Source organism: Agrobacterium sp. (assembly GCF_032092815.1).
GTDB lineage: Bacteria > Pseudomonadota > Alphaproteobacteria > Rhizobiales > Rhizobiaceae > Agrobacterium.
In genome coordinates, this window is record NZ_DAMDBP010000014.1 from 97737 (window position 1) to 104269 (window position 6533).

Below are 6533 nucleotides of genomic sequence, written 5' to 3' on the forward strand. Positions count from 1 at the left end.
AGCCTTTTTTGCAAAAGAACGCTCAATCAGCCTTTGAGAGTTCTCTCAACAATATCCCTGACATCTGTGGAAAGTGCAGGGGCATGTTCGATCTTCATCAGCGCAGAACGCGCCTTTTCTGCCCGGCCGGGCTCAAGAGACCGCCAGGAGCGCATGCATGTCAAAATACGTGCGGCAAGCTGCGGGTTCTTCTTGTCGATGCTGATGATCTGCTCGGCAAGGAAAGCATAGGCTTCGCCATCCGGACGGTTGAAACCGGTCGGGTTGGCAAAGGCAAAATTGCCTACCAGTGACCGGACGCGGTTCGGGTTGCCGGCAATGAAGTGCTTGGATTGCATGAGGGTCTTGACGCGCTCCAGCGCATCATGACCGGGAATGGTTGCCTGAATGGCAAACCACTTGTCCATAACGAGCGCATTGCTGGCAAAGCGGGTTTCAAAGCTCGCCAGGGCCTCTGCCGTTTCCGGAGCCGAAGGGAAACGATGGGCAAGAATGGTCAGCGCATGGGCAAGATCTGTCATATTGCTGGCAGTCTTGAAGGCGTCTGCTGGTCTTGCCGGGTCTTTTTCGGCATAGGACAGATAGAGCAGGGCGCTGTTGCGCAGGGCGCGACGTCCGGCACTGGCCGCATCCGGTGTAAACTCACCGTCGGTGCGCATCGTGTCGGCCAGTCTGGAGAAGGTTTCCAGTCCACCCTTGGCAATGATGCCAAGAACCACAGTGCGCGCCTTGTGAATGGCGTCTGGATCATTGTCCCTGCCCAGTTCGCGAGCAATGTCGGATTCGCTTGGCAGCGCCAGCGCCTGTGCGCGGAACGCAGGCTCCAGACTGTCGTCGGAGGCGATTTCAAGCAGGGCGGTAATCAGGTCGGGCGCAAAGCTCACCTCTTTGCCCTGTTTGACCGAAGCGACCGCTTCAATCAGGCTCGGTAAGGCCAGATCGGTGATTGCCTGCCAGCGCGAGAACAGATCAGTCTCATTGCGGGCAATATGCACGAGGTCCGCCGGCGTCTGTACGAAATGCAGATTGATCGGCGCGGAAAAACTGCGGTTGAGCGATACCACCGGACGCGACGAAATGCCGGAGAACACGAATGTCTGGCTGCGTTGCGTCAGGTGAATGACGCCATTGGTGAACTCGCCACCGTCAACGCCTGTTGGCTCGGCAATCTGGCCGTTATCAAGCAGAAGTGCGGTGCTGAGCGGAATATGCATCGGCTCCTTGTTCTGCTGGCCAGGCGTTGGCGGAACGGTCTGTTCAAGCGACAGCGAGAATGTCTGCGCGGCTGCATCATAGGATCCGGAAACGCTGACAAGCGGCGTGCCGGCCTGACGGTACCATAGCGAAAACTGCGTCAGGTCACGTCCGCTCGCATCTTCGAAACATTTGACGAAGTCTTCAACGGTCGCTGCGTCACCATCGTGGCGCTCGAAATACAGGTCCATGCCCTTCTTGAAACCATCCTGGCCAAGCAGGGTGGCGATCATGCGGGTGACTTCAGAGCCTTTTTCGTAAACAGTTGTCGTGTAGAAGTTGTTGATCTCCCTGTATTTTTCAGGGCGAACGGAGTGGGCAAGCGGGCCACCATCCTCAGGAAACTGTTCCGCCTTCAGGTGGCGCACTTCGGCAATGCGCTTGACCGGGCGTGACCGCATGTCCGCGGAAAATTCATGATCGCGGTAAACCGTCAGGCCTTCTTTCAGGCACAACTGGAACCAGTCGCGGCAGGTAATGCGGTTGCCGGTCCAGTTGTGGAAATATTCATGTGCGATGATGGCTTCGATATTGGCGTAGTCGGCGTCGGTCGCGGTTTCCGGGTCGGCCAGAACATATTTGTCGTTGAATATGTTGAGACCCTTGTTCTCCATCGCGCCCATGTTGAAGTCCGACACGGCAACAATCATGAAGATGTCGAGATCATATTCGCGGCCAAAACGCTCTTCATCCCATTTCATGGAACGCTTGAGGGCATCCATGGCATAGGTGGCACGCGATTCCTTGCCGTGTTCGACATAAATCTTCAGGGCAACGTCGCGGCCGGACATGGTGGTAAAAGTATCTTCGACAACGCCGAGATCACCGGCCACCAGCGCAAACAGGTAACTTGGCTTGGGATGCGGGTCGAACCATGCTGCGAAATGACGGCCCTCATCATAATTGCCGCCACCAAGGAAATTGCCGTTCGATAGCAGCAGAGGATTACCCTCTTTCTGCGAAATGATGGTGATGGTGTAAGGGGCAAGAACGTCAGGGCGGTCCGGGAAATAGGTAATACGACGGAAACCTTCAGCCTCGCACTGGGTGCAATAGATACCACTGGTGCGGTAGAGGCCCATCAACTGCGTATTGGAGGTCGGATTGATGTAGTTGGTAACGCAGATTTCAAATGGCGCCGTTTCCGGCAAATCGCGGATCGTCAGGCTTTCTGGCGTCGCGTCATATTGGGCTGCGGGAATGTCGATCTGGTCGAGCAGCAGCCCAGACAAGATAAGTTCGTCACCATCCAGAACCAGTGGCGCCTTGGCATCGACACCCTCCCGACGGTGAAAAATAAGTCGCGCTTCGACTTTTGTATTTTCTGGGTCGAGTTCGAAGGTGAGATCCACCCGTTCCAAAACGAAATCGGTTGGGCGGTAATCTGCCAGGTGAACGATCTGGCCCGTGTCTGTTCGCATGACTATTCCTGAATGAACTTTTGTCTGCCGCTACCCGGACATCATGGAACATGTGGTCCGAATGTAAAATGAATTGTAGTGCTCACATTCATGTGAAAAACGAAAAACATGATGTCTTTCGTGGTGGCTGCCAGACGATTTGTTCATGGAAAAACCGTGAATGTGCCTCGCATTGGCACATATTCACATCAAATGTTGAACGATTACTGAAATTATATCTTTGTCCGAATAATAATTTGTCAAATCTATATCGGACAGTAAATCGAAGACGCGTGCTGTCGCAGCGTGAAGTTTTCACAAGATGTAGTTCTGCAATCTGTCTTTGATCTCTTTGGCTTGCAAGCTGAGGGGCTCTGTTGCCGGAATGCCAGGCAGCCCCAAAATTCACGCCTATTCATGGTTCGATAACAGGTTTTGATGAAAGTGCGACTCAATATCGTCTATAGATAATTCAGTTTTCGTGCTTCGCCGTCTCGTCTTGCCCCGATAGCGCGTTTTTTTCAGATATCTTGAGTGCAATTCCGATGAGCCTGGCAGCATCCAATCCTATTCGCGGTATCAGCTTCAAGATTTTATCGGTGATGCTGTTTTTGATGATGCAGACCTGCATCAAGTCGGCAGGTGCCGATATTCCGGCGGGTCAGATCACCTTTTTCCGGTCGGCTTTCGCGCTGGTGCCAATCCTGATCTATCTTGCCTGGCTGAAAGACCTGCCGGGCGCCTTTTATACCCGCAACCCCTTGGGTCACGTCAAACGCGGTGTCCTCGGTATCTTGTCTATGGCCTGTGGTTTTTACGGCCTTGTGCACCTTCCAATGCCGGATGCCATTGCGCTTGGTTATGCCTCGCCACTGATGGCAGTTATATTTGCCGCTCTCGTGCTGCGCGAAACCGTTCGTGTCTATCGTTGGACCGCGGTGTTTTTTGGCATGGTCGGCGTCATCGTCATCCTGTTTCCCAAGCTGACTTTGTTGCGTGAAGGCGGATTTGGCAGCAGTGAAGGCATGGGTGCGCTGTCGGTCATGATGGCTGCGGTCCTTGCAGGTTTGGCGATGATCCAGGTGCGCCAGCTGGTTGCCAGTGAAAAGACCGCAACCATCGTCGTTTATTTCTCGATCACCGGTGCCGTCTTGTCGCTTCTCAGCCTGCCCTTTGGCTGGGTCTCCTTGAACCTTGTTGATACGCTGTTGCTGATTGCCTGTGGCATCTTTGGTGGCGTGGCGCAGCTGTTCCTCACCGAAAGTTATCGTCACGCCGAGGTGTCGACCATTGCGCCCTTCGAATACAGCTCGATCATCATTGGTATCGGCATATCCTACGTGATGTTCGGGGATGTCCCGACCCTTACCATGCTGGTGGGAACGGCCATTGTCGTCTCAGCGGGCATCTTCATCATATACCGCGAACATCAGCTCGGCCTTAGCCGCAAGGCGAGCAAAAAAGCCTCCACACCTCAGGGCTGATTTTGCCCGCAAATGTGGCTGGTTGTAACATTACTGTCTATTACACCTGATACCCGTTGTCCTTATGGTTGAAATTTAGTTAAATAACAATTTCAAGGGTAATGCAGCTTTTGCTAATGCTGGTTTTATAGCTTGGCAGAGGTGGGAAATGGGGTTGAGCGTAACACGGCTAAAGGCTCGCTTGTAAGGCGATGGCTTTATCAAGTGCGCTCATTGTGGTGATGCGTACTTCATTCAGTAACGTTGTTGGAATTGCCTGGGTTTGTGATGTCGGGAGGGTATCTTGAGAAGATATACGCCTGACGAACTTGTACAACATCCCGCATTCATCCATGGCTTAAGTGATCTCGCCCGAACCCTGCGCGCCGTATTTGCCGAAGGGCCACGTCTGGCCAAGATGCTGGCCGCCCATCAACGTTGGCTGCTCAGCCAGGGTGGCATGGCGCTCCATCTGGAAAATGGCGAAGAGGGGCTCACCATCGCCTCGCTGCGCGGCCTGATCACCCCCCATGGCATCGCAAGCCGCAACACAGTTCAGAACTTTCTCGAACAGCTTGAAATCTATCGTTTCATTGAAGTGATCGGTAAAAACGGTCGTTATTATCCGCGCCGTTACCGTGCCACCGAAGCCAGCGAAAGTGCAATGTTTCGCTGGTATGCCAGCAATCTCATGGTCATTGACGGGCTGGATGGTGGCATGCGCGTGCAGCAGTTGATTAGCCAGCCGGACTTGTTTCGCTTGTCGCATCCGACCGCCATCCGCAATTGCATCGAGTCGCGAGAATGGCGAGAGCCGCCCGAAAGCGTCGCATTGTTCTTGTGGACAGAGGGGGGTGGGCTGGTGGTTGACGACTTCATCGCCCGGCTGAAAATGGCTGATATCACCCAGGACCGGATCAATGTCGGTTACGTCAACATTCCTGAACTGGCGAGCGAGTTCATGATGTCGCGCACGCATTTTCAGCGGATGATGCGCAAAGCCATGGACGCCCGTTTGATCGGCTGGACCGATGAAACGCCACGTGCCGGGCTATGGTTGTCGCGGAAATTCCTTGAAGATTATGCCGCCTGGCAGGCGGTGAAGATGGCGCATGTTAACAACGCCTTTGTCGAAGCTGTGGAAAAGCATGGTGTTGAGCAGGCGGTCACGGACAAGGCTTGCCGGTCATGAGGCAGCTTGCCAGTTGTGGCAAGTTGCTGGCGGCGACAATGCCGACCGTCCCTGAATCATTTCAAACATTGACAGGTTGAACAGGACCCAAAAACCAAAAGAGCGTCTTTCTGTCGAAAAACGCTCACGGTACCGCAATTTTAAAACATGGACGCTGGTCGATCAGCGAGCACGAAAATCCGCAAAAACTTGCGAAGGGCGCGTTACACCATGCTGTACAGCATAGGCACGTGCGGTAATCTGTTCGTTCGTTGCCGAACCGAAACGGTGGTATCCCTGGCTGGAGCGGGGGCCAACCCCTGCGAGCCTGAGAGTTTCAAAACCGGAGTGAACCGGACGAAAGCGAGTGGTCATAGCCTTGGTTCCTTAAACCTTTTCCTCCCAAGACATGGGTTGCTTATGACAGCGGGCTCAGGATTCGGCAATCAGGGTAAATGCGGCGCTGTTATGCGTTAACCGCATGGCTATTTTCATAAAACATTTACAATGGTCAAAAACCAAGCATTCATATTTGAACGAGACGGGCTCTAAATGACTGTAAATCCTGCCATGCCAATGACTTACTGGCGGGAGCATTCAATAATTCCTGCGGATGAAGGCTTGCAAGGGCCGGAATAATCGCCCCATTCACCGGCACGTCGCGCCATTGCCCGCGCATCGTGTGAATGGTTCCGGTGCCACCAAAGAAGAATCTGGCGGTAACGTTGCCCAAAAGCAACAGTAACTTCGGCTCAAACAATGCGATCTGCCGTTCAATGAAAGGGCGGCAAATGTTCATTTCCGGTCCCGATGGGGCACGGTTGCCCGGCGGGCGCCACGGCACGGTATTGGCCAGTGCGATCTGTTTGCGATCGAGATCGATGGCAGCCAGCATTCGGTCGAGCAACATGCCTGCCTTGCCAGAGAAGGGCAGGCCCTCCCGGTCATCATCGGCGTCCGGCATCGGGCCAATGATCATCACCTTCGAGCCGGGGTCACCCGCGGCAAACACGGTATTGCGTGCACCATTTTTCAGGTTGCAGCCATTAAAGGCCTCAAGCGCGACCTTCAGCTCATCAAGCGAACGGGCACTTTCGGCCGCAAATTTGGCAGCAGCAACCGCCTGCTCATCTGGCACCGCAACATTGGGCATGATCGGGGTAGCAGCCGGTCTGGCCGCTGCCGCAGATTGTCTGCCGGCATCACGCCCGCCGGCCGACTGGCCTGAACGGGCAGGGTCGGCTT

The 6533-nt window shown here is 54.3% G+C and carries 5 protein-coding genes; 2 read left to right on the forward strand and 3 right to left on the reverse strand.

Annotated features, from left to right (window positions below; all coding sequences use genetic code 11):
* Positions 1–26 precede the first annotated feature (26 nt).
* A complete protein-coding gene (gene pepN, locus RT613_RS10950; protein WP_313615280.1) occupies positions 27–2675 on the reverse strand; it encodes an aminopeptidase N in 2649 nt (882 codons plus the stop codon).
* A 524-nt stretch (positions 2676–3199) separates the two neighbouring features.
* On the opposite strand from pepN, the gene RT613_RS10955 reads away from it, so the two are divergent.
* Entirely contained in the window at positions 3200–4138 is a 939-nt protein-coding gene (locus RT613_RS10955; RefSeq protein WP_313615281.1) for a DMT family transporter, read from the forward strand.
* Between the two features lie 283 nt (positions 4139–4421).
* Entirely contained in the window at positions 4422–5309 is an 888-nt protein-coding gene (locus RT613_RS10960; RefSeq protein ID WP_313615283.1) for a hypothetical protein, read from the forward strand.
* A 162-nt stretch (positions 5310–5471) separates the two neighbouring features.
* Here RT613_RS10960 and RT613_RS10965 read toward each other — a convergent pair whose 3' ends face one another.
* Complete coding sequence (locus RT613_RS10965; protein WP_192487344.1) at positions 5472–5663, reverse strand: hypothetical protein; 192 nt, start codon at positions 5661–5663, stop codon at positions 5472–5474.
* A 151-nt stretch (positions 5664–5814) separates the two neighbouring features.
* Positions 5815–6533 (reverse strand): uracil-DNA glycosylase (locus RT613_RS10970; protein ID WP_313615285.1); only part of this gene is annotated, 719 nt, incomplete at its 5' end.

Bases quoted from the DNA above. Each gene is read 5' to 3' on its own strand.
- pepN (WP_313615280.1), bottom strand. From the start codon at position 2,675: ATGCGAACAGACACGGGCCAGATCGTTCACCTGGCAGATTACCGCCCA.
- RT613_RS10955 (WP_313615281.1), top strand. From the start codon at position 3,200: ATGAGCCTGGCAGCATCCAATCCTATTCGCGGTATCAGCTTCAAGATT.
- RT613_RS10965 (WP_192487344.1), bottom strand. From the start codon at position 5,663: ATGACCACTCGCTTTCGTCCGGTTCACTCCGGTTTTGAAACTCTCAGG.